This is a genomic window from Bdellovibrio sp. HCB-110 (genome assembly GCF_047323225.1).
Classification (GTDB): domain Bacteria; phylum Bdellovibrionota; class Bdellovibrionia; order Bdellovibrionales; family Bdellovibrionaceae; genus Bdellovibrio.
Genome location: NZ_CP178750.1, coordinates 3,210,085 through 3,233,285 on the forward strand (window position 1 = coordinate 3,210,085; position 23,201 = coordinate 3,233,285).

Consider the following 23,201-nt stretch of genomic DNA (forward strand, 5'->3'; position numbering starts at 1 on the left):
GATTAGTTACCTCCTTCAGTAGAAGAAGCTTGATAAAGTTTAATTTGTGCTTGAAGTCCAAGGATCTGAGAAGCGGCTTGCACGCGGCTTACTTCAGATTGAGAGAAGTCTTGTTCAAAGAGAAGAACTTGATACGTCGTCGTTCTTCCTTGGCGCAAGCGTGTTCTCTCGTTTTCAAGTTTGGCTTTTTGCGCATTCACGATGTTCGTTGCCAAACGAAGGTTTTCTTTTGCTTCACTCAATTGTTGAGTCAGATTTGTCCAATCTTGCTCTTGAGTGAATTGTTTGTATTGATAAGAAAGGTCTGCGGCTCTTTCAGCTTTCAAAGCGCCAGCTTTTGCATCCGATGTCGCCGAGAAATTAAGAGGGATATTCAAGCGAACACCAACAAAAGCTGTGTCGCGCTCTGTTTTGCCCGCGTTTTTCATAGCTTCATTGAGCTCTTCGTCACGACCATTCAGAGCGTAACTCCCATAAAGATCCAGTTCAGGTTTGTTTCTTTCAGCGACTAAACGAGAAGATGACTTCGCCAAACGAGCTTGCGCTTCCGCGGCCTTCACATCATAGCGATCGCCCGGTTTTGCTGTTGGCACTGCCACCTTTTCTAAGTTTCCATAGTTGATAGAGTCCAGAGCCGGAGCCGCTTCTTCCGCTGACTTATTAATATAAGTGTTGAAATTGCGACGAGCTGCTTTTTCTTGATTTTGCGCTAACTGCAATTGGAAGGTTGTCGCTTCGACAAGAGCTTTGGCTTGCAACACATCCGCGTTTTCACCCAAGTTCATTTTTGCTTTACGACTGACGTAATCCAAAATGCTTTGCGCTTGTTTCAAAGCGCGAGTTTGTACTTGCACAACCTCTTGAGTAGAAGCCAATCCCCAGTAAGCGGCCTCGGCTTCAACAAGGTAACCTTGGTTCTGCGCTTGAGCTCCGTATTGTTCCGCCATATTCTGCTGACGAGTGAGTTCTTCATTCGCACGAGCCGAACGACCAAAACCATTCGCCCACAAAGGCATTGTTAATTCTAATGTTGGAGTCGCTGTCCAAAAACTATTTCCCATTCCCGCAGGAAGAGTCGCTCCCTCCACCTCCGTTTTATCTAAGGCATAAGACAATTTGGTCTGCAGACCAAAGCTGAAGTCTTGAGAAACTCCCAATGAATAGTTTTGCATTTTGAGACGATCATAAGTGATGGCAGAAGCAAACTGCTCTTTTCCATCGTGTCCAAATCGTGCATTTGCAAACAGCCGCGGAGTAAAAACAAGATCAGCTTCACGAGACTTCAAAGCTGAAGCTTCGGCTTGCTCATCGCTTGCTTTATACCCCAAGCTTTCTTGTTTAACTTGGCCCAGATACTCATTTAATGAGAGGGCGGAGGCTGAATTTCCCGAGAGAAGGGCCGCGAAAATCAGCGTCAGACTAGAGAATTTTAGAACGTCGGATTTCTTCATGTATGCTCTCCGTTAAGTAATCGCTTACATACTTAACCTACAATAAGGTTCTTAAGTATGCAATCAATTACTTTCTTGATCTGGACAAACGCTTATGATACATTATATAAAGTTAAGTACTTTTAGGTATTTAGTTTAATTCTCAGGAGGTTTTCATGACGGAAACATCTCAAACAAAAACGCTACAAGACGGAAGTCCAGCTCATGTTAAGGGCAAAAAAAGGGACCGTTCAGCTTCTGAAGACCGCCTTCTCCATGCGGGCTTGGAGATGTTCTCAAAGCTGGGCTTTGATGGCGCGACCACTCGTATGATTGCTAAAAAAGCGGACGTCAATGAGTCCTTGATCGCTCGTTACTTCGAGGGAAAAGAAGGTCTTTTGGTTGCGATCATCGAGAAGTTTATCGAAGAGATGAATGCGCGCGAACTTCCCTACTCTTTGCACGACAATCTCGCTGATGAATTGGAAGCGTATGTTTCTGACCGTATCCAAGAAGGATGCACGCATGAGGATTTCGCGAAAATTATTTTCTCTCAAGCTCTGGTGAATAAGAAGTTTAAGAAACGCGTGACTGAGACAATCCCAATGCAGCTTGATCCCCGCTTGCTTGCACGCGTGCAAGCCCTTGCCGATCAAGGAAAACTCAAACCTGGAACGAATGTGGAAGAGCTTTGCCTAGATGTAGATACATATATGGACGGCATGTTCTTCTTTGAGTGCATCTTGCATGAGACAACAAAGGATGAGCTTGTGAAACGCACAGTGCGCTTTGTACGCCTCTACGCAAAACTTTACGATCCTTCTGCCAAATAACCCAACCCGAAGCTTCGCGCTTCGGGTTTATCTTTAGAACTGTCTCAAATCGAAACAGCACTTCCCTTTAGATTTCACGTAACAATCCGATACGAATAGACGAATATCGAGGTAAATCCACATGAATTACTGGAAATGGATTGCTGTTTTTTTAAGTCTATTTTTCGCTATCGCCTCTCAGGCTTCATCTCCTAGGAAACAGATCGAAGAAAAAATCGTCGCGGACTTGGCGCAAAGCCTTGGGGGAATAAAAACTCCCGAAGAGGCTCTTGCGAAATACAAGTCTCACCTTTCAGCGCAGGAAATCGCCTATCTTGAAGAATTGATCAGTAAAAAACTCTGGGTCGAAATCCCTAGCGTTTCGGGAGACAAAACTAATATCAATATGAAGTTTTCCAATGGTACAACGCTGGAACTGCAAGTCGTGGATTACTGGAAAGGCGAATTCGCTTTAGGTGACTATAAGCTTGAGATGGATAAGTATCCGCGCATCGAAGACAGAATGAATTATCTGCGCCGAGTGATTCAGAGCAAGGTTCTAAAAAAAGAAAGTCGTGGCGCTTGGCTCTTCTCATTGATATTTCCCTCTGCTCACGCGTCGTTGACTTGCAACGCCTTGGTGAGTTCTGGATGCATGGAAGTTTCCATGGCGGCGAGTTTGTGGCTCGCTCGCACAGCCTCTGATGAATCTCCACTGCGTCGTTGTACAGAAAACTACTATCTAAATAAAAATCAAGATGCCACCAAAGCTTGTATGAAACAATTTATGAATAGCCCCACTATCACTTCTATTCAAGAGCTGAGCGAAGTCCTGGTGATGGCTCCGGATATGTCCGTTGAACTTGCGTGCAATAAAGGGGATGGGCCCGACATCTGGATCAACGGCTCTCAAGTGACTCGCTTGGGAAAAGGAACGGCGGCTTCCGACTACTCGATTTCCATGGCTCAAGACCCCAAAATGAAGCTCACTAAAATTCCTGATCTGGCGATTCGCTGTTGTCGAAAGAGCTCTGGCGATGCTCTTGCCGGTCAGTGCGAGGAGTTCGTAAACAATCATTTGGGCTCGCGAGAAAAACGCAAACAGGAATTCAAAGACTCCAACTTGCGAGTTCGCGGGAAAAGCGTTGAGGGTATTAAATAAAGTTTGTAAGGTGCAGTCCCTATAAAAACTAGTATGCATTAAAACGCACAGACAAGCTGGCCAGTTCTAAACGGGAACACTGTTAATACCAAAAGTTTTAATAGACCTTCGCGAATTATGAGCACGGCAGAGCAGGACCAAGTTCTCGATGGAGTTGTCTCCGCCTAAGGCAACGGGCTTCACATGATCGGTTTGCAATGCGAATCTCGAATTACAACGCCTTTGGGATTTCGGATCGGTATACTCACAACACCCTTGAGCCCTTTTCCATAGAATTCCTTTAGAATGAATCGGAATTGCCGATCTTAAAGAAGTCACCTTTATCGATGATGGCAACTGTGCAGCATTCTGATTGATTTTAGAATTTGATTCCGGCTTGTCGAATGTGGGTTCATCAGCATCAGATTTTTTATTGGCAACTTCGTCGAGGCCTAGCTTCTTTTTCTTATCTTTGACAGCCTTCTTTAAAAGAAACAGCAAAACAGACAAGGCACTTCCATCAGGCAGTTCATGCGCAAAAAGCTCTTTAAACTCTTGGAGTAATTTTTGATTTTCTTGATTGAGTAAAGTTTCGAATTTCACAAACTGCTCGACAGGCTCGGAATCTCGGAAGACATTCCCGTTTAATGCCTTCTCACTCAAATTAAATTTCCCCAGCAAAAGCTCCGGCTGATGGGATTGTCTTACCAACTCTTTCTCTGCTTCTCGAGTGGATTTATCTTGCAGGTTTTCTAACAACTGCAACTTGTCCGTTTTGGAAAGAGGGTGGTGAGCCTGCTTTTCTGCCCGTACAAAACTTTGAACTTTAGCCAGAGTTGTGATGTTTAAACTTCCTGACTGAATTTTTCCTTCAATCTCAGGAAGTTCTTTTAAGAGTCTCGCCGCCGACAATCTTCGCTGTGCCTGGCCTTCGGAATATTTATAGTGTTTAATGCACATTTCATACATGGATGAAAATCCCAGATCCACAAATAAACGACGAATTTCTATTTCGCGCAAACCTTGCAATACTTCCAAGGTCGTTGCTCTTTCTTTCTGCACAAGCATTTCAGTTTGTTGCAAAAGATCGTGATCTGATAACTTTCTCAAGTTTTGAGTTCCTTGATTCATAGTCTTCCTCCCGCAAGATGAGTTCTATCACGACTTTTAAAGCCGATATTTTTCATTCTAATTTTCAATTAGAGGCGATCATTTTTCTGAATAACGGTCACCCCTTCGTCTCCACAACAGAGGCTTTGGAGAAGGGCATTACGTGCCTTAGAAAGGCTCAGTTGGACAATAGTCTTTTGAAGGAAGACTTCTTGAAAAAATACAAGAATATGTGTCAATAAAAATTGAATTACAAATGTTGCGCACCCCTGCCATCGGCGCTAACGGTAAAGGACTCTCAGACCGCAGAAAAACAAAGCCCACACCTCGTTAAAAAGATGTGGGCAATCGAAATCATTAAGTGGCCATTTTATTCTTATTCGAAGTTAGGAAGGTCGACGATCACTCCGCCACCCGTGCCACCGTTGCTTGGAGCTGGTGGATTGGATGGTTGTTGTTGCTGCTCTTGTTGCTTTTTCTTTTCTTCTTCCTCTTTTTTCTTACGAGCTTCTTCATCTTTTCTTCTTTGCTCTTCTTGCTGACGACGTAACTCTTCTTGACGTTTTTGTTCTTGAGTACGTTGGTCACCTTGACGGCGTTGATCTTCTTGGCGACGTTGTTCTTCAATACGACGTTGCTCCGCTGCACGCTGTTCAGCTGTACGTTGTTCCGCAGCTCTTTGCTCTGCCACTCTTTGAGCTGCTGCACGCTGTTCGGCAGCACGTTGCTCAGCCGCACGACGTTCCGCTTCTGCGCGTCTGCGTTTTTCTTCTTCGATGCGACGAAGTTCTGCTTCACGACGGGCTTTGGCTACTGGATCGTGTTGTTCCAAGCAGATACGAGCAGCTTGGGAACCAGATTTACCCTCGTTATTATAGGCTTTGATAATACAGCTATTTAATTCTTCATTAGTGGCGTTACGACATAAACGATTTGCATCGGTCTGGAGACTTGCATTGTTAATCTCTTGCCCACCACGCGAGTAAAGATCAATAACGCATCCAGCATACGAAGGATTTAGGCTGCTTTGACAAAGACTCAATGCATACGAACGGTAGTCAAAATTTGGATCTCTGGCGACATCAAAAAAATAGTTAGTTAAAGACAGCGTACACTGATGAACCTGGCTACGAGCCTCATTTTTTGCACAGAAAAAACCAGCGACCTCAACATCTCTAAACTTTTTTTTAGTTAACTCGATTGTACATTTTTGAAATTCGCGATCCGTTCTACCATGCGAACAAGCTGCATCAGTTGCAGACTCGTACGTGCTTAATTTCTGATATAGATTTGCGGAACACTCCTCAACAGTTACATATCCAGGTGGTCTTGGTTGCTCCCATTTCTCACCTTGAACAATCCAGGCATTGGAAACGCTGGAAAACATGACGACTGAAAGTGTAAGTGCGACAAACTTATTCATATAAACCTCTTAATCCAGTCCCAACTCTTGCAACTGTTGAGCCATGCTTTCTCTATCGACCAATGGGATCTGAGATATTCTGTCCTTGATTAAGTCTTTTACGTAGGTGACAAAACCCGCCCTCTCTAACTCCTCTGGGGTAAATTTATAGCCGGGAGGTGGTGGCGGCGTAGGACGAATAATTTTTGTTTTCAAGTCGCATGATTTTAAAACCGCATAACTGGTCAAAACTTTATCAAGAGGCGCCTTCTGAATGAAAGCCGGGAACTTATTCGATTGCTCTATTTCGACGACCCAAACGTGTCTATTTAGATACCGATCAACACCGCCAATAATTTCTTTGTTAGCTGCCACAAATGCATTGTAGAAAATCTCACCCAAGTTGTCTTCGTAAAGCTCACGCTCCTGCTTCAAGTAAGTTTTGAGAATTAGTTCTGCATTCTCAGTGTCCACAGGATTATCTATGAAAGAATATTGAAAGAAATTAATATCACCACAAACTTTATAAGTGGGTTTAAGATAGTTTTCCTCTAAAAAGGAAATCGTTTTTTCTACATTGTCGTCAAAACAGACTAATGATGCCTCTGCCAAAAGCTTTCTTTGATAAGTCTTTATTATGTCTTCGGCTTCTTTGTTGGTTTTAACCATCGCAGTCCATTTTAAGCCCTCGACCGATTCTCTAGTCGGACGATATGGAGAAGCTCCCGCTTTTAGAAGAGAGACGAGAAAATCTATCTGATTCTTATAAATCGAATATTCGCCTAAACTTTGCCCGGATGATGACAGAGAGTTCAAATCCGCCTTGGTTGCTTTTGGCAAAACAGCATAGAACAACTGCGAGTCCCCTTTACCAATGGCTGCATGCAGTTTTTCAAACACTGAATATCGGGAATCCTGAAGAACTTCGTCAACACGGCTTTGTGGAGTTCCATTTTCATTCACGGAAGATTTCTTAGAAAATGAGCATCCGACTAGCGTCGCCAGAATTGAAATAATAAATGCATTTTTCATTGAGAACCTCCTCGGGCATAAAAAAACCCGGAGTGGGAAGAGAGAGAAACCACTCCGGGCTGCTAGAACTTTTTAGATTACTTCATCGGTTTTGTGTGAACCGCGAACTTTTCAAACTCACCGTATTCGTGAAGTTTGTTATAAAGAGTCTTGATCGTGATACCCAAGTTGTTCGCCGCTTGAGTTTTGTTTCCACCGAAGTGAGCAAGAGCTTTCAAGATGTAACGCTTCTCAAGCTCGTGCAAAGTCATTTGTGGATCGTAGTCGATCACGTCTTTTTCCATCTCGCCATTGCGGATGTTTTCTGGGATATCGTTAAGCATGATCATGTGGCCTTCAGACAAGATCTGAAGTCTTTCGCACACGTTTTGAAGCTCACGAATATTTCCTGGCCAGTCGTAGCGAATAAGGGCTTTCATCGCCTCTTCGTTTACTGAACGACCACGGTTCAAATAAGCGTGTTGAGAGTTATTCAAGAAGTGGTTCACCAAAGCCGCGATGTCTTCTTTACGACGACGAAGAGGTGGAGCACTTACTACGATTGTGTTGATACGATAGAACAAGTCCTCACGGAAGTTGCCCTTGATAACTTCTTGATCCAATTCTCTGTTCGTTGCACAGATCAAACGGATATCAACTTTGATAGGGTCTTTACCACCAACACGGTAAACTTCACCTTCTTGGATGAAACGAAGAAGCTTCGCTTGGATAGCTGGGTCCAACTCACCGATTTCATCAAGGAACAATGTTCCGCCGTTAGCTGCTTCTGCCAAACCGATTTTACGAGTGTAAGCGCCTGTGAAAGAACCTTTTTCATGACCGAAAAGTTCTGACTCAAGAAGAGTCTCACGAAGAGCACCGCAGTTGATCGCAACGAAAGGTTTGTTTTTGCGACCTGAACGATCGTGGATAGAACGAGCGATAAGCTCTTTACCAGTTCCTGACTCACCAAGAACCAAGATGTTCGCGTTAGACGGAGCTACGCGATCAATCATCTTCATCAAGTTGCCCATCACTTCAGATTGATAGACAATAGTCTTGTTTTCCAAAACTTTTGAAGTTTGATTTGTGTTCCACATAACTTGATTTGCATTCTGAGAAGAGGGCAAAATCGTTGAGTTGTTTTCGTTCATGAGCTTCCACCTTTCGGTAAACGTACTTTTTAAGAAAATGGGGGTGGGCGTCTCAATTTGACTGGCTTGCACTCCGACTTCGCCGGAGTAAGTCTCAACTTGATACACCGCAGCAACGCATTGAGTTATAACCTTGGTCGTGTAAGATTTGCAAGTAAAATTTTGCATGGCGTTATATAAATTTTAGGGTTATAGCCTGCAACTAATAGGATTTCAGATCATGGCTAAGGCATTTAAACTGGCCGAAAATATAGATAAGTATCTGAAATACATGACTTTTGTGAAGTCAGCTTCTCCCCTGACAATCAAGCACTATAAATTGGATTTACGACAGGTTTATAATTATGAAGATCCTTCGCTTTTATCAAAAAGCTGGAACGAAGCCGATCTTCTGGCAACAGCCCGAGGGGCGTTCAATGGATGGGCTCACTTATCCTTGGCCTCCCGAAACCGCAAGGCCGCGACCCTGAAGAGCTTCTTCTCCTGGGCCTTTGATGAGGGCCTCACAGAGCGGGATCTTTCCCTGCAAATCACAAGTCCAAAGGTTCCCAAGAAACTCCCCCACTTTCTCAGTGTCGACGAAGCTCTTTCTGTCTTGAAGAGTTTCGATACACACAAAGAAATTCCCTTAAGAGAAAAAGTTCTCTTCTTGCTGCTCTATGGAGGAGGACTGCGCGTGAGTGAAGCCTGCAATTTAAAATGGTCGGAAGTGCAACTGACACAGCAAACTTTGCGCGTGAAGGGAAAAGGTTCCAAAGAAAGAGTCGTGGTTCTCCCTTCTCTCACCACTCAAGTTTTGCAGCGCTGGAAAAAAGAAAGTTCCTTTGATGAGTTCGTCTTTGGAGAAAAACCCCTGAACACACGCACGGCTTACGAGATGGTTCGTCAAAGTGGAATTCGTGCAGGACTTTTAAAGCCTCTGCATCCGCATGCTCTTCGTCACAGCTTTGCGACACATTTACTCAGCAGCGGAGCCAACTTAAGAACTCTGCAAGAGATGTTAGGACACGAGAGTTTGCAAGCCACGGAAAAATACACGCACTTGGGAATTGATCAACTCGCTCGCACGATGGAAAAGATGCATCCACTGGGAAACAAAGCAAAATAGATTTTACTTGGAATTGGTTTTTTGGACGGTACAAAACGAAAAAAGGATGTGATTCCTATTTTGAAGGTAAGTGTGATTTGAATTATCAATTGAAATCCAAGAGATGTGACTTCTCGTTCCACGGTCCCGCCTATAGAGGAATGCGGCTAAAAAATACCGAATCGCGATAAGATTGCGCCAACTCCTGTTCGTCAACGAGATCAACTATAAAAGGAAATCGAGACTCATCAATTTGTTCCTTTATTTCGGAGAGAAATCCCGCAGGAAAAGGCTTGCCATCACTTTTTTTAAATAAGAGATCTACATCGGAATGGGGATGATGGGATCCTTTGGCTCTAGATCCGAAGATATAAACTTCACAGCCGTGACTCTTCAGTGGCTTGATGACAAGATTCTCTAAAATAGAATATTGTTCATCCGTCATTCCCCATTTCATGCAAGCTTTTCCAAGTTGAGGTAAAGCGATTCAACTTCTTTTTGGAAATTCAGAATTTCAGAAAAAACTCGTTGAGCTATCTCCTCATCATAAGAGTGACTGGAGTTATTGCGCGCTTCAATGAAATCAAGCCAGATTTCGGCCGAGGAAACAAGATCCGCGCGAGCCATCTCTCTTACAGCTTGTTTAGGAAACTTGGTCATCGAGCCAAGTTTTTTCATAGAAACCTTCCATGAAAGTTCAATACAGTATTCAAAACGCTGGATGCAGGCATCACGCGCAATTTTAAATTGAGTGGGATGAGATTTCACGCTTTCAGCGAAATCAAGAGCTTCGTTGAGTGTTAAAATGGCCTTTTTTAGTTCTTCCAAAGAAAGCGTCGCAGCCATTGTCGTCCTCTCAGATTATTAGGCATCGATATTTGTAGAAGAGATTCTTAGTAATGCTATCAGAAGATAGGTGTATTTTCCAATTCCAATCAATGCGCAAACGAGCCGCGTCCAAAACACGCGTAAAGGCGTCAAAGAGTCGCGTGCTCTAAATAGTGACGAACCATTTGCTCTACATTGTAGAGTTCTTCATCGACAGTTTGACGATACTTCACCAACTGATTGGTATCTGCAAGATTCGCTTTCAGGAAAGGTCCCATCCACGGTTCTGCATTGACGACACCTTGTTGTAACAAGAATTTCAAATAGAAATGCATTTTCAAAACTAACGGATCTTTCGCTGTTTCGATGGCCTTGAGTGTATTGCCAAGAAGATTGAATAAAAACTCGGAGTTCTTATCCCCTTCCTGACTCACTTTGCTCACGCACTCCAACGCGTGCAGCGCGAGTTCTAAATGATCGTAGTCTTTGCGAATGCCGGGGAAGTCATTGATGATCGTCGCCTCTTGAAGAACATGGAGCTGCCCTTCCTCGGACGCTTGCTTATATGTCAGACTCACGAAGTGAGAAGGCTCCAGAACTCCGCCGCCAAAACGTTTTTTACTTTTCAAAGCACCGCGAGCAATAAATGACAGCTTCTCTCCTTTGGGGGAAAGAGCATGAATAATCAAGTCCGCCTCGGAATACTTGATTTTTCTAAGAATGATAAAGCGGTCTTGGCCTTGGGTCACAAATTCCTTTGGAATCCTACTTAGCCCTATCTTAAAGGATTTCCCGACGAAAGTATTCTTCATTATTTCAGACAGATCGTGTCGAATTCTATTCTGTACAAAATGTTACAATGATTGTAACATTTAAACGAACTTCCAGTTTACAGAGGATCAAAATGAAAGACCACTCCTTATTTCAGCCCTTCCAATATAAAAACCTTCAATTAAAAAACCGTATCGTCATGGCGCCTATGACGCGATCAAAATCTCCCGACGGAGTTCCTACGGAGGAAGTCGCTAAATATTATCAGCGTCGCGCTCTTGGCGAAGTCGGACTTATTCTCTCTGAAGGCACGGTCATCAACAGACCTTCTTCATCCAATGACAAAAATGTTCCGCACTTTCACGGAGAAACTGCACTTAAACAATGGAAAGTCGTTATTGATGCCGTTCACGAAGCAGGTGGAAAAATGGCGCCGCAGATTTGGCACATGGGAAAAATGCGCCCTCATCAATCGGGATGGCTTCCTCCTGCGCCCTTTGAAGGACCTGCTGACATGAGCCTGGATGATATTCACAAAACTGTGGAAGCCTATGCGCAGGCCGCATTAGATGCAAAAAATTTGGGATTTGATACTGTTGAAATTCACGGTGCCCACGGATATTTGATCGACCAGTTTTTCTGGGAAGGGATGAATACGCGCACGGATGAATTCGGCGGCTCTACTATTAAAGAAAGAAATCGTTTCGCTCTTGAAGTTGTGAAAGCCATTAGAGCGAAAGTGGGTCCTGACTTCCCTATCCTTCTTCGACTTTCTCAATGGAAGCAGCAAAACTATGAAACCAAAATCGCAAACACCCCCAAAGAAATGGAGCAATGGCTTCTTCCTCTTTCAGAAGCAGGTGTCGATATTTTCCACTGCTCACAAAGACGTTTTTGGGAACCTGAATTTACTGAATCCGATTTGAACTTTGCAGGATGGGCGAAAAAAATTACGGGTAAACCGACCATCACAGTTGGGTCTATTGGTCTTAGCAATGTGGACTTTATCCAAAGCTTCAAAGGTCAAAGCGCTGAAGCGGGATCTTTAGAAGAGCTAACGAGACGACTGGATCGTGGCGACTTTGACTTAGTCGCTGTTGGCAGAGCGATTTTGACAGATCCCATGTGGGCAAAAAAAATCAAAGAAGAAAAATTCGCGGAACTGAAAGGTTTTAATCCCGCAGATTTAGCGGTTTTAACATAACCGCTGTCATACCCTTAAGGAGCCCAGCCACGCGTGGTGTACTTCTCGATATCGCCCCCCCAGCAGACGACGGAGCCGTCTGCTTTAAGAGCAATGAAGGTGTTTCCCATTGCGTGGATAGCAACGACTCCAGCGGAAAGCTCCGCTTTGAAATAATCGGAATCTCCTCCACCATAAGCATCTCCCCAAGTAACAACAGATCCGTCCGACTTAAGAGCAGCGAAAGCATAATAACTTCCGACAACATTCACGACTCCTGAAGCTAGGTCAGAGGCTACGGCACTGGAATCTCCTCCGTTGTCCACATCTCCCCACGTCACGACGGAGCCATCAGATTTGATTGCCGCAAAACCGTTGCCATTTCCCACCACACGCACAACTCCCGAACTGAGATGAGAAGCCACAGCGCTCGAATCGCCACCATAATAGGAGTCTCCCCAGGTAACGACCGAGCCATCGGACTTCACGGCTGCAAATGCGGAATAGGGATTACTAACTACGCTCACGACTCCTGAAGAAATCTGAGACGCCACGGAACTAGAATCTCCGCCAACGTAAGCGTCCCCCCAAGTGACAACAGAGCCGTCGGATTTGAGTGCAGCAAAAACCGACGAATTGGAAGTGACATCAACAACTCCCGAGGTCAGTTGCGCAGCAACAGCACTCGAATCTCCTCCCGAAGAAGAGCTTCCCCAGGTGACAACAGAACCATCTGATTTGAGCGCTGCAAAGGCAGAATCGGTTCTGAAAACTTTCACGACTCCCGAAGTAAGTTGGGATGCGACGGAACTGGAGTCACCTCCCCCCGATGAACTTCCCCACGTAACAACGGAACTATTTGATTTTATCGCGGCAAAAGCGAAATCTGTTGCAGACACACTTACGACCCCAGAGGCAAGCTGTGCTGCTACTGAGCTAGAGTCTCCTCCACCTGTGGAGTATCCCCATGTAACTACAGAGCCGTTTGATTTAATGGCGGCGAAGGCATCTGTATTTCCGAAGACACTTACGACTCCCGATGAGAGTTGGCCTGAAACAGAACTAGAATCACCGCCCGAAGAAGAAGAACCCCATGTAACTACAGAGCCATCTGCTTTAGTGGCCGCAAATGCATAATCGGTTTGGGCAACGGCGACAACTCCCGAAGAGAGTTGCGATGCGACGGAACTGGAGTCTCCTCCGTATGTAGGGCGTCCCCATGTAACAGCGGAACCATCAGACTTAATCGCCACTAATGCATCTCTGTTTGTCGTTACACTTTTAACTCCCGAAGAAAGTTTTGAAATGAGGGGATTCTCTTCACTACGAGCATTCGAATTATTTCCCCAGATGACTACTGAACCATCTGATTTTATAGCAGCGAAGCAATAGATATTCGCGACGATATCCGTGACTCCTGAGGTAAGTTGAGAGGCAACAGCACTGGAATTTCCTCCCATGACGGAATCACCCCAAGTGACAACGGAGCCGTCCGATCTTATAGCGGCAAAGGCCGAAGTATTGGGAACAATCTTAACAACTGAGACAAGCTGTGAGGCGACAGCTATGGAGTCCCCTCCATAGCCTGAGTATCCCCAAGTAACAACAGAACCATCGGATTTAAGGGCCGCAAAGGCAGCATCGGTTGAGGTCACGCTGATGACTCCTGAAGCCAACTGAGCCGCAACAGAACTTGAATCCCCTCCGCCATTAGAAGGTCCCCAGGTCACAACGGATCCATTGGATTTCAAAGCAGCAAAAGCGCTGTTAGTCGAAATGACCTCCGCGACTCCAGAGGCAAGTTGACCTGCGACCGAACTGGAATCCCCTCCCCGATCTGACCTTCCCCAGGCAATGACTGAATTATCTGACTTGATTGCTGCAAATGCACCATTGGTGCTAACGACCTTGATAACTCCGGAGGACAGCTGAGCTGCCACTGTGCTGGAGTCTCCGCCATAAGTGGCATTTCCCCATGTGACGACCGAACCGTCACTCTTAAGTGCTGCAAAGGCATTTGATTTATTAGGAAAAACACTCACCACGCCCGAAGCAAGTTGCGCTGCTACGGCACTGGAATCGCCACCCAAAGAAGAATTTCCCCAGGTAACAACGGATCCGTTTGATTTGATGGCTGCGAAAGCGCCACCGCTCGTGGCGATTTTGCTCACGCCGGAAGAAATTTGCGCCGTTACCGAACTTGAGTCTCCACCGTACGCAGCGTCTCCCCATGCTACAACAGAACCATCCGACTTAAGAGCTGCAAAGGCCAAAGCTCCTGGGGTGACGCTGACTACGCCAGAAGCAAGTTGAGATGCAACAGCACTAGAATTTCCTCCGTAAGCGGATTGCCCCCAAGTAAATACAGAACCATCTGTTTTCACAGCCGCAAATGCGTTCGAGTTTCGATTGTACACGATATCAAGCACTCCACCCGGAAATTCAATCGGCAGTTCACGGATATCACCACCGAAAACTACCGCCGTACCATCGGTATTCTTCACGGCAAAATATTGGTAACCTAAAGGAAGAATACTTGCGATGCTTTTGCGTGCGATAAGGTGATGCGTGCCCTTCATCGCCATACAATCGGAAACCGACCCATCAATCCCTATAGAGCGAGAGGAAAATGAATGATCGCCCCCAGACAAAGAAGGGCTTTCGATCGCTGCAAATGATGAATTCGCATCAGGAGTCGCCGTGGCCCAGACTGAGCCGCTACAATCGAGATTGTGAAAAAATTCGACCTTCGCAACGCCTTCTAAACCATATGCCGTTAACATCGGATTTACATCCGAGAGCATACGCTGATTCGTGGTTATTCCCATGCCTGATATTTTATGTTGATAAGAGCCGGTTGCTCCTTCTGATGCAAACCTATTGATGGCGGCATCCAAAGAACAGGCGTTCATAGCAAACAAACAAGATAATAAGAATGTGACCCGGATCGATACGTTCCAGAAACTCAAGGGGGTCCTCCGAAGTTCATTTCTTATCGGCAACTTACGAGGGGATCCTTAATATATTTGAGTCGTATTCTGAGACAAACTGATCTCTGAGAAAAATCATTTACCGAGGCTTTACACTGTCCAATTTTGAAGAGCTCTTACTTCCTCATAAGAAGAAATTAAAAGTTTTGCGAAATCTTTTGTATTCAGAAGTTCGGGGCCAACAATCAACATTCCTCGAAGCTCCTCTAGTGAAGGAGCTGGCTCCCACCAATGACGGAACATTTTTACGACGGACCAGTGACACATATTTGTGCTGGAAAGTTTACTCCAACCTTGCTCTGACGACAGACCCATTTTTTTAAATAGAACTTCCGCCAAAGCTTCTGCACTCACGTCATTAAAAACACAAACAGCGCGATCAAAAAGGCGTGGTGCGCCTGCTTTGAAGTAAGGAGTCGCGACAGAAGAAATTTCTTGCTCAAATTTTTCAACTAAAAGAGGGTTTGCAACCCGCGATGCACGAGCGTCGGTCAATTCCATTAAGAAGTGGACTTGATCCCATGTCATGTTTTGCGCAAGCAAAGAAGGGGAACGAAATCTCTCCCCTAAAACGGCAACAGCCGCTGTGGGATTGAACGAACACAAACGAACGGTGTAAGGACGCAATTGACTGGGTTCATAAAAATGCTGTGAGTGAGAAACACGGAAAGAGAAAATACGTTTTTCATTAAGAAGTTTATCGAGCTCTTCCGCAAATGGATAAAGCTCCCCTGTCACGGGATGATCTTCACTGAACAAAACGAAGTTGGTGTCTTTCTTAAGACTCTCCACCCACTCCTTTACATTCGTCAGTTTTAAATGCGAGAGCGTGTGAACTTCATAAGTTTCTTTGTAATAGTATGGAAGAAGGCTTTCAAAAACGGAAGTCTGCCCCAGAATCACGCCGATGGATTTTTTGTGCGACATGAACTGCGCTGTTCCCTGAGAAATTTCGAATACTGCTTGCGCAATCCCCTGATAACTTCGCACGCGCAGGCGAGCTTCCAACCCTAAGAAAGTTTTAACTTGGTCATTTAATTCTTCCCAGGATTCCGGGCGCACAACATCGATGAACATACTTATAAAAATTTATCAGATTCCCTCACAAAAGAGAGTGCGACAAAGGTCTTATTTTAAGAGCGAATTTGAGTTACAACCTCTCCAACATTACACTCAAGGGACTTTTAGGAGTTTCAGATGAAAAAGATCCCTTCGCTTTTCTTCCTTACAATTGTCAGTGTTTTGTTAAGCTCTCAAGCTCATGCTCTTTTTGAGGCCCGTGTTTCTTATGGATTACTTGCGACAAACGCCGATTTAAGCCCCCTGTGTCCAACATGCTCTGCGGATGCACCCAGCATTGTTCCTACTTATGGACTCGGTGCAGATGCCATTTTGACTCTGCCGATTCCTCTCATTCCCGGAGTGGGATTGCGTTATGAAAACATGGGCCTAACAGCAGGAGCAGGTGGCGTTGATTTCAAAGCAGATTACACGCGCACGGCTTTGATTCTCAATTGGCGCCCTATTGACACACTTGTTTATTTGGGTCCCATTCTCACATATGGAATTTCGCACTCGACTAAGCTAACGGCCACAGATGGCGGAACAAAAAAAGCGGATTTTTCCGCAGATTCCGTGAGCTCCTACAGCGTGGGTCTAGAAGCGGGATTAAAGCTCATTGGCTTCTCTGTCGGAGCTGAACTCGGTTACCTAGATTTTAGGTGGAACGACGCGGAAGATTCGACAGGTAACGCACCCACTCAAGATATTAATATGAGCGGCACTTACGCTAAAATTATCCTTGGCTTTTCTATTTAAGTGTCGAAATCTAGGCACCTCTGCTAGACTTTAATGCGAGAGGTGCTAATGACTAAAAAACGTATCGAATGGCCAGTGGCTTTATTCTTGGTTCTCAATCCACTGATCACATTGATCCTGACTCCGATTTATTTCTATTACTACGGTTTTCAGTGGGACATCCTTCTTTTTGCTCTTGTTTTTGCGGCAGCCACAAACCTTAGTATCACTGCGGGCTATCACCGTTTATTCTCACACAAAAGTTACGATGCTCATCCTTTGGCAAAAGCGTTGTTCCTGCTTGTCGGAGCTTCCGGCTTTCAAGGCTCTTGCTTGAAGTGGTCTTCAGATCACCGCCGTCACCACACGCATATCGATGGCGAAAAAGATCCTTACAATATCAATGAAGGCTTCTGGTATGCCCACATGGGTTGGTTGTTCTTCAAAGATTCAGTGGACCAAAAAATCCACGCGCCAGATCTTGAAAAAGATTGGATGGTGCAATTCCAACACAAATATTACGTGCCACTTGCAATCATCACTGGTTTCGGTATTCCAACTTTGATTGGTTGGATGATGGGATCTGCTATGGGTGGTTTTGTTATCGCTGGCGGACTTCGTATCGCTCTTACACAACAAAGTACGTTCTTCGTGAACTCTTTGTGCCATACTTTGGGAAAACAAACTTACTCTAAAGAGATCTCGGCTCGTGACTCTTGGTTCGTGGCTGTATTGACTCATGGAGAGGGCTACCACAACTTCCATCACAAATTCCAAATCGACTATCGCAATGGTATCAAGTGGTATCACTGGGATCCGACTAAATGGGTGATCCGTTCTTTGAACTTGATGGGTCTTGCGACAAAACTTCGCCAAATCTCGAATGTCGAGATTCTAAAAGCCCGCTTGCAAGCAGAAGCTGCCGAGTTGACGAAACACGGGTTCGCTGAAGAAAAACTTGTGGCGATGAAAGAGAAAATTCTTGAAGCGCAAAACAAAATGAAAAAGCTTCGTGAAGACTATGAGCAATTCAAAGTCGACGCCGCTCGCAAACGTGAAGAGTTGAAAGAAGCTTATGATCACAAGTTGGCAGAGCTAAGACGTGAACTTGAAATTGCCAAGCTTGAGTTCCAAATGGGAATGAAACAATGGCAAGTGTGCATGAGATCCGTGTAGATCTCATGTTCATTCGTCATTAGACTTTCATTTAGAATTAGAAGTTTTCATTCGGCGCCTAATCTTTTAGAAACCATCTATGGCAAGATTCTGGCGCAAATACCATAGATGGATTTCAGTTATCATCACGATCCCCTTTCTTCTGACTCTCTGTACGGGGATGCTTCTCCTGTTTCGCGGTCAAAGCACGTGGATTTCTCCCAAATATCCTTCGGCTTCTGGTGAGCTAAAAATCAGCTTCGATGAGATTCTCACGGCGGCGCAAAGTGTACCTGAACTTCAAGTTAAAACCTGGAAGGACGTCGGACGGATTGATATTCGCCCCGAGTCTGGAGCCATTACCGTGCGCGCGAAGAATAGCAACTTTGAAGCGGCTATTGATGGAGCAACGGGAAAAGTTTTGGGTGTCGGTGAACGCATGTCTTCACTTCTTGTGTCTTTGCACGAAGGCACTTATTTCGGACTTGGCAATATCGGCCGCTTCTCTATTACTTTTCCCATGACCTTGGGAGTTCTCTTCCTGATTATTTCGGGGGTTGTGATTTTCTTTCAGCCCCTTCTTCTTAAAAGACGAAAGAAGTAAAAAGAAAAAAACCCACAATGCTTCAACATTGCGGGTTCGTTTTTCGTCTTAAGATTTTCTATTAATCGCAAGCCTTAGCTTTGTTATTAAAGAAATAGTGGAATTTTGAAAGATCCGGTACGCGATCGTACACAGAGTTTCTTTGAAATTTCCAATCCAAATGCAACTCGCAGTCAGCCTTACGGTACTGCTCATTTATCGCTAGCATGTCTTGGAAAGAAGGCAGATAGCCATGTTTCTTATAGAAATCCGCTTCCTTCGCGTAAATGTTCTTCTCCAAAGTTTTAGCAACAGCTTCGAATTGAACATTTGTTCTGATGCTGTCTAACGGCATGTACTTCGGCAATGTATCTGCGGCAACACCAAACTGACGAACAATCTTAGCAATATAAGATTTCACTGAGTGTTGTGGTGCAAAGTGGAAGGAATAATCTTTCTCGATCATCCAAGAGTAAACACTTTGCAAAACCGCATCTTGCATACGCACTTGACGAAGAAGCGGATAGAAACGATGTTCCGCCACTAAATCAAACTTCGGATCAACTTCGACGTCATAGGGAGCAAACAGTGATGTCTTAGTGACACCCAATGTTCTTGGATATTCTGAATTCTTAAATTTAGAAACAGTGCTTCTGAATTTTGGAACCATGAATTTCCCACCAGAAGCCATGTCATAGGCGTAACGGATCACTTCAGAACAGAAGAGTGTTGAATAGTCGTCGTCATCCATCGCAAAGTCATACTTGAAACCATTCTTACGATCCAGAGCACCTTGAGCAACATCATAGATCTTTCTCGCAGCCGACTTTCCCAGTGCCTCGTCAGGTTGACGGAACAAGGCCACACGAGCATCTTGTTGCTGTCTCCACTTTTCAAGTGGCGTTACAATCGTTCCGTATTGGATCAAAGCCTCAACAACGTATTTCTTACCGGCTTTGTCTTCCGCAACAATGGCCAAGTGCGAGAAGTTTCCCTCTTCATCCCCGATACGCGCGATCATCGCAGAAACGTGGGATTTACCACGAATCAACATCACGTCACCGCTTTTAAGCTGGAAACCCGCGTATTTTGGGTTAGTCCATGTGTTGGGTTTTGTGTTTGCAAGAATCGGTGTCTCTTTAAAATCATGCACCTTGTTTCTGAAAAGGTATTCAAGAAGATATTCTTCTGCAAAACGTGCATACTGGAAACCTTCACGGATTTTTTGAACACAATCTTTAGACAGTTCATTGCGGGAATCAAATTCTCTCAACTTATCATGAAGAACCACGCGGATTTGGAAAATCGTGTCGATCACTTCACTGCCGTGAGTTTTCAACGCTTCCACTTCCTGATGTGTCTTGGGAATAAAATGATCCGCCGGCAAATAGAAAAGATAGTCGGTGACTTGCCCTACAAACTTCGCACAAGTTCCAGCATTAAAAATCTGCGGGTTTGAAATATCATTCAGAACCTTTTGGCTTCCTGTGATCAACTCTTGAGTGTTCGCAGGTCGGCGATAAGAATCGACATCAATTTTAGTCGACTGACTTTTACATCCGACGACAGTTAAAGCTGCGAGACTATATAGTAGGACGTTCTTCTTCATGTAAACTCCCCTCATCAATCAGCCACTATTCGGATATTTCTCGTAATTCCATAACTCGACTTAGGTTTAAGTCCTGTTTCCAAATATTTTATAAACCATAAAAGCTCTTCGGCCTGTCCCAAGGTCCATCAACTTCGTTCGCCGAACGTACGATAAGAAGATCGCTTAATTTTCTAACATCGGTTCGACAACTTTGAGGAGACAGCATGAGTGACTCAGCTATGAAGCAAGAATTTTTCCATATTGATGAACACAATCGCAAGAAGGTGATTCGTCAAGATCGTACGGCTTTGGAGCCGGGCTCTTGCTTTCTGGATTTCAATGGACGCCAACTTGAGATGCTCAATATCAGCTCATTTGGTTGCGCTGTTTTAGTTTCGGCGACTGAGTTCAACGATCTTAAAGCCTGGTTTGAAACTCATCCGCACATTGAAGCCAATGTTCTATATAAAAATATTCAAACTCAAAACGTCAGCCTTCGCTGGGCTCGCGCCGAAGATCACGCGAAGTCCGTGACTGGCGAAATGATTCTAGGTTTTGAAGTTATGGGTGAACCTCTTAAAGTGGATCGCATCAAAGCCTTGGAAGTTTCATCTGAGGTTATCGCTGAACAAACCCAATATGCTCGTGATCTGGCTCAACTTCCTGCGGAATTTAAGACCTTCGTTTACGAAATGAAGGACTGGTTAGAAAAACTAAAAACAAAGATCGACAAACTTGAAGCCGAAACTCCGGTAGATAACTGGAAAGAAGCGCAAGACTATCGTTTGACGATTGCTGACACCGTGGCTGAATACCTGGGCCATTGCATCCCTGCAAAATATTCGCAGGTGCCACAATTCATCAAGGATTTCACTCCGGAGCAAATGAAATGGGCGACGCAATTTGCTCGCGAGCAAGTGGGTCACTTGGTTTACGGAGCTCCTTTTGCAAACCGCGCTTACTACAAACCTCGCGGATACGCGGGCGACTATGAGATGATGAATCACCTTTACCGCGATGAACTCGTGGGTAAAACGCTTTTTGATCAATGCATGCACAAGTACTTCATTGATGAGCCCGCAGGAGCTGCGGTGAAAAACCGTGGTCAGTATCTTTTTGAAAAGATCACGCAACTTTTCTCCGAAACTCCGGCAAAACAGCCGCTGAAAATTCTTTCTGTGGCAAGCGGTCCAGCTATGGAACAACAAATTTTCTTACAAAATGGAAATCAGTTCTATGGTCGTCCTGCGGAATTCACCTGCTTGGACCAAGACGAAGAGTCTTTAAAACACGCGCAAAGACAGCTTCACTCTGTGGAGCGTTTTGTTCGCTCTGGATTTAAATTCAAATTCAACAACATGGCGATTCGCAACGTGATCGCAGCAGGTTGCCCAGAACAAGATTATGATTTGATTTACTCAGCCGGTCTTTTTGATTACTTCACTGAGCCCGTAGCACAAATGGCAGCACAGAAAATGTTGGCTTCTGTAAAACCAGGCGGCCGCGTTGTCATCGGTAACTTCAGCAAAGACAATCCGTGCGTGCCATTCATGGAGCTTGTTCTTGATTGGCATTTGATCTACAGATCTGAAGCCGATCTTTTGAGAATTTTTAAAGGCATGGGTTCCAAAGTGTGGGTTGAAAAAGAACCTCTTGGAGTCAATCTTTTCGTCGTCATCCAAAAATAAGGACGTTGCTGCTTGTTTTCAGGAAATGAGATCACCACGGCTCAGTTGCGCGAGTCGGAAGTGCTCGAAGAAATTAGATCGGTTCTAAAGGTCATCGCAAACTGGATGGCCGTGCCGCTCTTTTTGGCCTTCTGGGTGGCAGATCTCATTTACGTTCCTCAACATAAATGGCATTTCTTGGCATTGCGCCTGACTATTATTCCGCTATGCCTGCTTGCCAAATACGAGTCGCAACGAGAACAAAGTGCACGGCGCGCCCAGGTATTTTCAGCTTTCTACGTGGGACTTGTCGCCCTCCCCATCAACATTATGATTGCGATGATTCCTGATGTGGGCACGGGTTACTATGCGGGACTCAACCTTGTCGCCATAGGTGGACTTTCTTTCATTCCTTTTTCAATGGGATTTTTCCTGTGCACTGCTTTGGCTATTTATCTTCCTTACTATGCCATCGTTTTTTCCAAGGTTCAGACGCTTCAAGATGTATGGCCCATCGTTCTTAATTCCTTCTTTATTGTGGGCGCGATCGTCATCTGCTTCTTGATTCGCTTCTTTCATGAAAAGCTGCGTATCCGTGAAATCAACAGTCGTTTGGCCTTAAAAGCTGAAATCGCCAATCGTGATAATATTATCCGTTCTAAAACAGAAGAAGCCGTTCGTCTAAACACTCTTAGTACCCAGTTCAGCCCTCAAGTCGTTCAAGCGATTCGCGATGGACGCGTAGATATTGAAAAAGGTGTTCGTCGCTCTCAAATCTGTGCGATTTTCGTCGATATCGTGGGTTCCACAGAGCGCGTTGTTCGTTTGGACCAAGCGAAGGTGGATTTGGTTCTCGCACGCTTTATGGATACTGTGGTTACGATCTTCCTTAAATATGATATCACGATTGACAAGTTTCAAGGTGACGGAATTTTGGCGTTTGCCAATGATCCGATTCGTTACGGTGATTTCGTTCAACGCACTTGTCTTGCAGCTCTTGAAGTCCGCACGGCTTTAAATCAAGACCGCGAGTTCTATCTTATGAACTGGAAAAAAGAAATGCAGATCCGCATCGGCATTTCTTCGGGTTATGCCAATGTGGGTTTCTACGGGAACAAAAAGTTTTTCCGCTCTTACACCGCTATCGGCGCCCCACTCCCCTTCGCCTCTCGTCTAACGAACTTGGCAGAACCCAATCAGATCTTGATTGATTCAGATATTGCTCAATGTTTGATGGCAGAAAATTATCAAGTTAAAAACATTGGCGAAAGAGTCATCAAAGGCTTTGAAGGCGACCAGCATTTCGTTTTTGAACTGATCCGCCCACCCGAAACAAAAAAAGATACAAATACAAGTCACTGCCCGCACTGTGAAGACTCTGTCTTGTATCTTGATACAAACGCCCAAGGAATTTTCGTCATGAAATGCCGCCAGTGCGGATTTGAACTGGCGGACTTACCGACTGCAACGGCGACAACGGCGTAAACGC

20 protein-coding genes are annotated in these 23,201 nt (G+C 44.8%); 9 read left to right on the forward strand and 11 right to left on the reverse strand.

What is annotated here, in order from left to right; all coding sequences use genetic code 11:
• Positions 1-2: 2 nt before the first annotated feature.
• Entirely contained in the window at positions 3-1,451 is a 1,449-nt protein-coding gene (locus ACL934_RS15285; protein WP_374074863.1) for a TolC family protein, read from the reverse strand.
• Positions 1,452-1,606: 155 nt separating this feature from the next.
• On the opposite strand from ACL934_RS15285, the gene ACL934_RS15290 reads away from it, so the two are divergent.
• The gene (locus ACL934_RS15290) at positions 1,607-2,263 is read left to right on the forward strand and encodes a TetR/AcrR family transcriptional regulator (protein ID WP_374074865.1); all 657 of its coding nucleotides are present in this window, start codon (positions 1,607-1,609) and stop codon (positions 2,261-2,263) included.
• A 121-nt stretch (positions 2,264-2,384) separates the two neighbouring features.
• Positions 2,385-3,404 carry a hypothetical protein gene (locus ACL934_RS15295; protein WP_374074866.1) on the forward strand — a complete coding sequence of 340 codons (1,020 nt, stop codon included), beginning with the start codon at positions 2,385-2,387 and terminating at the stop codon, positions 3,402-3,404.
• Between the two features lie 66 nt (positions 3,405-3,470).
• On the opposite strand, the gene ACL934_RS15300 is transcribed toward ACL934_RS15295, so the two are convergent.
• From ACL934_RS15300 to ACL934_RS15315, 4 genes are all read right to left on the reverse strand, one after another.
• On the reverse strand, positions 3,471-4,514 hold the full coding sequence (locus ACL934_RS15300; protein WP_374074868.1) for an HNH endonuclease: 1,044 nt from the start codon (positions 4,512-4,514) through the stop codon (positions 3,471-3,473).
• 355 nt (positions 4,515-4,869) lie between these two features.
• Positions 4,870-5,916 carry a hypothetical protein gene (locus ACL934_RS15305; RefSeq protein WP_374074870.1) on the reverse strand — a complete coding sequence of 349 codons (1,047 nt, stop codon included), beginning with the start codon at positions 5,914-5,916 and terminating at the stop codon, positions 4,870-4,872.
• A 9-nt stretch (positions 5,917-5,925) separates the two neighbouring features.
• Entirely contained in the window at positions 5,926-6,927 is a 1,002-nt protein-coding gene (locus ACL934_RS15310; RefSeq protein ID WP_374074872.1) for a hypothetical protein, read from the reverse strand.
• Positions 6,928-7,004: 77 nt separating this feature from the next.
• Complete coding sequence (locus ACL934_RS15315) at positions 7,005-8,060, reverse strand: sigma-54 interaction domain-containing protein (protein ID WP_374074874.1); 1,056 nt, start codon at positions 8,058-8,060, stop codon at positions 7,005-7,007.
• Positions 8,061-8,280: 220 nt separating this feature from the next.
• Here ACL934_RS15315 and ACL934_RS15320 point away from each other — a divergent pair, with 220 nt between their 5' ends.
• A complete protein-coding gene (locus ACL934_RS15320) occupies positions 8,281-9,168 on the forward strand; it encodes a tyrosine-type recombinase/integrase (RefSeq protein ID WP_374074876.1) in 888 nt (295 codons plus the stop codon).
• Between the two features lie 130 nt (positions 9,169-9,298).
• Here the strand turns inward: ACL934_RS15320 and ACL934_RS15325 are convergent, their stop codons facing one another.
• The 3 genes from ACL934_RS15325 to recO all read right to left on the reverse strand — a co-directional run bounded on the left by ACL934_RS15325 (position 9,299) and on the right by recO (position 10,724).
• Positions 9,299-9,604: a nucleotidyltransferase family protein gene (locus tag ACL934_RS15325; protein ID WP_374074878.1), complete on the reverse strand. Its 306-nt coding sequence runs from the start codon at positions 9,602-9,604 to the stop codon at positions 9,299-9,301.
• Positions 9,601-9,993 carry an HI0074 family nucleotidyltransferase substrate-binding subunit gene (locus tag ACL934_RS15330; RefSeq protein ID WP_374074880.1) on the reverse strand — a complete coding sequence of 131 codons (393 nt, stop codon included), beginning with the start codon at positions 9,991-9,993 and terminating at the stop codon, positions 9,601-9,603. The genes ACL934_RS15325 and ACL934_RS15330 overlap by 4 nt, the downstream gene beginning before the upstream one ends.
• 131 nt (positions 9,994-10,124) lie before the next feature.
• A complete protein-coding gene (gene recO / locus ACL934_RS15335; protein ID WP_374074881.1) occupies positions 10,125-10,724 on the reverse strand; it encodes a DNA repair protein RecO in 600 nt (199 codons plus the stop codon).
• 155 nt (positions 10,725-10,879) lie between these two features.
• Between recO and ACL934_RS15340 the strand changes: the two genes are divergently transcribed.
• Positions 10,880-11,950 carry an NADH:flavin oxidoreductase gene (locus ACL934_RS15340; RefSeq protein ID WP_374074884.1) on the forward strand — a complete coding sequence of 357 codons (1,071 nt, stop codon included), beginning with the start codon at positions 10,880-10,882 and terminating at the stop codon, positions 11,948-11,950.
• Positions 11,951-11,964: 14 nt separating this feature from the next.
• On the opposite strand, the gene ACL934_RS15345 is transcribed toward ACL934_RS15340, so the two are convergent.
• Complete coding sequence (locus ACL934_RS15345) at positions 11,965-14,898, reverse strand: hypothetical protein (protein ID WP_374074886.1); 2,934 nt, start codon at positions 14,896-14,898, stop codon at positions 11,965-11,967.
• Positions 14,899-15,009: 111 nt separating this feature from the next.
• On the reverse strand, positions 15,010-15,996 hold the full coding sequence (locus ACL934_RS15350; RefSeq protein ID WP_413612530.1) for a hypothetical protein: 987 nt from the start codon (positions 15,994-15,996) through the stop codon (positions 15,010-15,012).
• Positions 15,997-16,116: 120 nt separating this feature from the next.
• Here ACL934_RS15350 and ACL934_RS15355 point away from each other — a divergent pair, with 120 nt between their 5' ends.
• The 3 genes from ACL934_RS15355 to ACL934_RS15365 all read left to right on the forward strand — a co-directional run bounded on the left by ACL934_RS15355 (position 16,117) and on the right by ACL934_RS15365 (position 18,475).
• Positions 16,117-16,737, forward strand: coding sequence for a hypothetical protein (locus tag ACL934_RS15355; protein ID WP_374074889.1), 621 nt, complete (start codon positions 16,117-16,119; stop codon positions 16,735-16,737).
• A 48-nt stretch (positions 16,738-16,785) separates the two neighbouring features.
• Positions 16,786-17,892, forward strand: coding sequence for a fatty acid desaturase (locus ACL934_RS15360; protein ID WP_374074891.1), 1,107 nt, complete (start codon positions 16,786-16,788; stop codon positions 17,890-17,892).
• 79 nt (positions 17,893-17,971) lie between these two features.
• Positions 17,972-18,475 carry a PepSY domain-containing protein gene (locus ACL934_RS15365; RefSeq protein WP_374074893.1) on the forward strand — a complete coding sequence of 168 codons (504 nt, stop codon included), beginning with the start codon at positions 17,972-17,974 and terminating at the stop codon, positions 18,473-18,475.
• Between the two features lie 61 nt (positions 18,476-18,536).
• On the opposite strand, the gene ACL934_RS15370 is transcribed toward ACL934_RS15365, so the two are convergent.
• The gene (locus ACL934_RS15370; protein ID WP_374074894.1) at positions 18,537-20,063 is read right to left on the reverse strand and encodes a YiiX/YebB-like N1pC/P60 family cysteine hydrolase; all 1,527 of its coding nucleotides are present in this window, start codon (positions 20,061-20,063) and stop codon (positions 18,537-18,539) included.
• 206 nt (positions 20,064-20,269) lie between these two features.
• On the opposite strand from ACL934_RS15370, the gene ACL934_RS15375 reads away from it, so the two are divergent.
• Together ACL934_RS15375 and ACL934_RS15380 are read left to right on the forward strand one after the other, a co-directional pair.
• Entirely contained in the window at positions 20,270-21,733 is a 1,464-nt protein-coding gene (locus ACL934_RS15375; protein WP_374074897.1) for a class I SAM-dependent methyltransferase, read from the forward strand.
• A gap of 12 nt (positions 21,734-21,745) precedes the next feature.
• A complete protein-coding gene (locus ACL934_RS15380; RefSeq protein ID WP_374074899.1) occupies positions 21,746-23,197 on the forward strand; it encodes an adenylate/guanylate cyclase domain-containing protein in 1,452 nt (483 codons plus the stop codon).
• The last annotated feature ends 4 nt before the right edge of the window (positions 23,198-23,201 follow it).

Excerpts from the sequence above, each read along its gene's own strand:
- ACL934_RS15285 (WP_374074863.1), bottom strand. The coding sequence starts at position 1,451 with ATGAAGAAATCCGACGTTCTAAAATTCTCTAGTCTGACGCTGATTTTC.
- ACL934_RS15290 (WP_374074865.1), top strand. The coding sequence starts at position 1,607 with ATGACGGAAACATCTCAAACAAAAACGCTACAAGACGGAAGTCCAGCT.
- ACL934_RS15295 (WP_374074866.1), top strand. The coding sequence starts at position 2,385 with ATGAATTACTGGAAATGGATTGCTGTTTTTTTAAGTCTATTTTTCGCT.
- ACL934_RS15300 (WP_374074868.1), bottom strand. The coding sequence starts at position 4,514 with ATGAATCAAGGAACTCAAAACTTGAGAAAGTTATCAGATCACGATCTT.
- ACL934_RS15305 (WP_374074870.1), bottom strand. The coding sequence starts at position 5,916 with ATGAATAAGTTTGTCGCACTTACACTTTCAGTCGTCATGTTTTCCAGC.
- ACL934_RS15310 (WP_374074872.1), bottom strand. The coding sequence starts at position 6,927 with ATGAAAAATGCATTTATTATTTCAATTCTGGCGACGCTAGTCGGATGC.
- ACL934_RS15315 (WP_374074874.1), bottom strand. The coding sequence starts at position 8,060 with ATGAACGAAAACAACTCAACGATTTTGCCCTCTTCTCAGAATGCAAAT.
- ACL934_RS15320 (WP_374074876.1), top strand. The coding sequence starts at position 8,281 with ATGGCTAAGGCATTTAAACTGGCCGAAAATATAGATAAGTATCTGAAA.
- ACL934_RS15325 (WP_374074878.1), bottom strand. The coding sequence starts at position 9,604 with ATGAAATGGGGAATGACGGATGAACAATATTCTATTTTAGAGAATCTT.
- ACL934_RS15330 (WP_374074880.1), bottom strand. The coding sequence starts at position 9,993 with ATGGCTGCGACGCTTTCTTTGGAAGAACTAAAAAAGGCCATTTTAACA.
- ACL934_RS15340 (WP_374074884.1), top strand. The coding sequence starts at position 10,880 with ATGAAAGACCACTCCTTATTTCAGCCCTTCCAATATAAAAACCTTCAA.
- ACL934_RS15350 (WP_413612530.1), bottom strand. The coding sequence starts at position 15,996 with ATGTTCATCGATGTTGTGCGCCCGGAATCCTGGGAAGAATTAAATGAC.
- ACL934_RS15355 (WP_374074889.1), top strand. The coding sequence starts at position 16,117 with ATGAAAAAGATCCCTTCGCTTTTCTTCCTTACAATTGTCAGTGTTTTG.
- ACL934_RS15360 (WP_374074891.1), top strand. The coding sequence starts at position 16,786 with ATGACTAAAAAACGTATCGAATGGCCAGTGGCTTTATTCTTGGTTCTC.
- ACL934_RS15365 (WP_374074893.1), top strand. The coding sequence starts at position 17,972 with ATGGCAAGATTCTGGCGCAAATACCATAGATGGATTTCAGTTATCATC.
- ACL934_RS15370 (WP_374074894.1), bottom strand. The coding sequence starts at position 20,063 with ATGAAGAAGAACGTCCTACTATATAGTCTCGCAGCTTTAACTGTCGTC.
- ACL934_RS15375 (WP_374074897.1), top strand. The coding sequence starts at position 20,270 with ATGAGTGACTCAGCTATGAAGCAAGAATTTTTCCATATTGATGAACAC.